We start from the raw sequence: 2294 nt of genomic DNA, 5'->3' as shown, positions 1-2294 counted from the left end.
GGCCGAGGGCGCGTGCGTCCCCGACCGGCGCGGTACGCTGCCCGGTCGGGGTGCTTATGTGCATCCCACACGGGTCTGCCTCGACCTGGCGGTCCGCCGCCGGGCCTTTCCCCGGGCCTTCAGGGGGCCGGGGCCGCTCGACACCACGGCACTGCGCCGCTATGTCGAGCACGCCGAGCAGGCAGCGGCGCAGTGCCGTGGTGTCGAGCGGCCCCGGCCCCCTGAAGGCCCGGGGAAAGGCCCGGCGGCGGACCGCCAGGTCGAGGCAGACCCGTGTGGGATGCACATAAGCACCCCGACCGGGCAGCGTACCGCGCCGGTCGGGGACGCACGCGCCCTCGGCCGTCACGATCCGCAGTAGATCGTCCTTGGCCGCCCGCTCCCGGCACCCCACACAGGTTCTCTCAGGGCATGCGCAAGCACGCGTGCGGCCAGACACTGGTTAAGTCTACCTCCCTGAGCCGACCTCACCCCTTGGGGGATGTGATCGGACAGCCAGATGTTTTCGGCTGAATCCCGGACGGCCGTCCTGTGAATCAGCCTTGCTCGGCGGGCTGTTCCGTATCGGGCCGGATATCGATCCTCCAGCCCGTCAGCCGGGCAGCCAGCCGGGCGTTCTGCCCTTCCTTCCCGATCGCGAGGGAGAGCTGGTAGTCCGGCACGGTGACGCGCGCGGAGCGCGCCCCCATGTCCACCACCTCGACCTTGCTCACCCGGGCCGGTGACAGCGCGTTCGCCACCAGCTCGGCCGGGTCGTCGGACCAGTCCACGATGTCGATCTTCTCGCCGTGCAGCTCGGCCATCACGCTGCGGACCCGGCCGCCCATCGGGCCGATGCACGCACCCTTGGCATTCAGCCCCGAACGAGTGGAACGAACGGCGATCTTGGTGCGGTGACCCGCCTCGCGCGCGATCGCCGCGATCTCCACGGAGCCGTCCGCGATCTCCGGCACCTCGAGCGCGAAGAGCTTCTTCACCAGGTTCGGGTGGGTGCGCGACAGGGTGACGGACGGGCCGCGCACGCCCTTGACGACGCGCACGACATACGAGCGCAGCCGGGTGCCGTGCGCGTAGTCCTCGCCCGGGACCTGCTCCTGCACCGGCAGGATCGCCTCGAGCCTGCCGATGTCCACCAGGACGTTCTTCGGGTCCTTGCCCTGCTGGACGACGCCCGTGACGACATCGCCCTCCCGCCCCGCGTACTCGCCGAAGGTGATCTCCTCCTCGGCGTCCCGCAGCCGCTGCAGGATGACCTGCTTGGCGGTCATCGCGGCGATCCGGCCGAAACCGGAGGGGGTGTCGTCGAACTCCCTGGGCTCCTCGCCCTCCGCCAGGTCCTCGGCGTCCTCCCTGGCCCACACCGTCACATGGCCGGTCGCCCGGTCCAGCTCCACACGGGCCCGGCGGCGGCTGCCCTCCGTGCGGTGGTAGGCGATGAGGAGGGCCGACTCGATCGCCTCGACCAGCAGGTCGAACGAGATCTCCTTCTCCCGAACCAGACCCCGCAGGGCACTCATGTCGATGTCCACGGCTACGCCTCCTCCTTGCTCTCGTCGCTCGCGCCCGCGGCCTTCTCGGCGGTCTCGGCGGGCTCAGCGGGCTTACGGTTGAACTCGATCTCCACGCGCGCCTTGGAGATCTCCTTGAAGGCCAGCCGTCGGGCGGTGGGCCTGCGCCCCTTCACACCCGGCACCTCCACGTCGAGCCCCTCGTCGTCGACCGCGGTGATCCGCGCGACCAGCTCGCCGCCCTCCGCCAGCCGCGCCTTCATCAGACGGCCGGCGGCCCGGCGGTAGTGGCGCGGCTCGGTCAGGGGCCGGTCGGCGCCGGGAGAGGTGACTTCCAGAACGTACGGGTGCCGGCCCATCGCGTCGGTGTCGTCGAGCGTCTGCGAGATCGCCCGGCTCAGCTCCGCACACGCGTCCAGCTGTACGCCGTCGTCGGAGTCCACCACGATACGGAGCACGCGCCGCTTCCCGGCCGGCGTCACCTCGACCTCTTCCAGATCCAGGTCCCGCGCGCTGACGAGCGGTTCCAGCAGTCCGCGCAGCCTCTCGCTCTGGGTGGTGCTCATCCGGGTGACTCCTCGGCCGCGTGTGCTGTTGTGGGAAGGTCGCGTGTCAGCTCAAAGCCTATCCGTTCCGGCGGCCGACTGACGATTCGGTGCCTGGTGCCCGGCGGTCGCCCCGCGCGAGGGTACGCTCGCCTGCTGTGATCACCAACGGCGGCCGTGAGCGGCCGCAGCCCGGAAAGAGGAACGTGCCGATCACGACTCCCCCACCGCCCCCGCGCCC

The 2294-nt window shown here is 71.0% G+C and carries 2 protein-coding genes and 2 pseudogenes; 1 reads left to right on the top strand and 3 read right to left on the bottom strand.

The genetic code is table 11. The features are described from left to right. Nucleotides 1–175, top strand: a pseudogene (locus tag CCN51_RS49355) (DUF448 domain-containing protein); the annotation flags it as partial. Between the two features lie 9 nt (nucleotides 176–184). Here the strand turns inward: CCN51_RS49355 and CCN51_RS49350 are convergent. The 3 genes and pseudogenes from CCN51_RS49350 to rimP all read right to left on the bottom strand — a co-directional run. Next, nucleotides 185–439: pseudogene (locus CCN51_RS49350) on the bottom strand (YlxR family protein); the annotation flags it as partial. A gap of 97 nt (nucleotides 440–536) precedes the next feature. Further along, nucleotides 537–1529 (bottom strand): transcription termination factor NusA, encoded by a 993-nt coding sequence (nusA, locus tag CCN51_RS49345; RefSeq protein ID WP_014176001.1) that lies wholly within the window; start codon nucleotides 1527–1529, stop codon nucleotides 537–539. A gap of 2 nt (nucleotides 1530–1531) precedes the next feature. Then, nucleotides 1532–2074 carry a ribosome maturation factor RimP gene (gene rimP, locus CCN51_RS49340; protein WP_014176002.1) on the bottom strand — a complete coding sequence of 181 codons (543 nt, stop codon included), beginning with the start codon at nucleotides 2072–2074 and terminating at the stop codon, nucleotides 1532–1534. Nucleotides 2075–2294: the final 220 nt, after the last annotated feature.

Source organism: Streptomyces milbemycinicus (genome assembly GCF_002154605.1).
GTDB classification, from domain to species: domain Bacteria; phylum Actinomycetota; class Actinomycetes; order Streptomycetales; family Streptomycetaceae; genus Streptomyces; species Streptomyces milbemycinicus.
The sequence above is the reverse complement of the archived record's forward strand: the minus strand, read 5'-3'. Positions and strand labels throughout refer to the sequence as shown.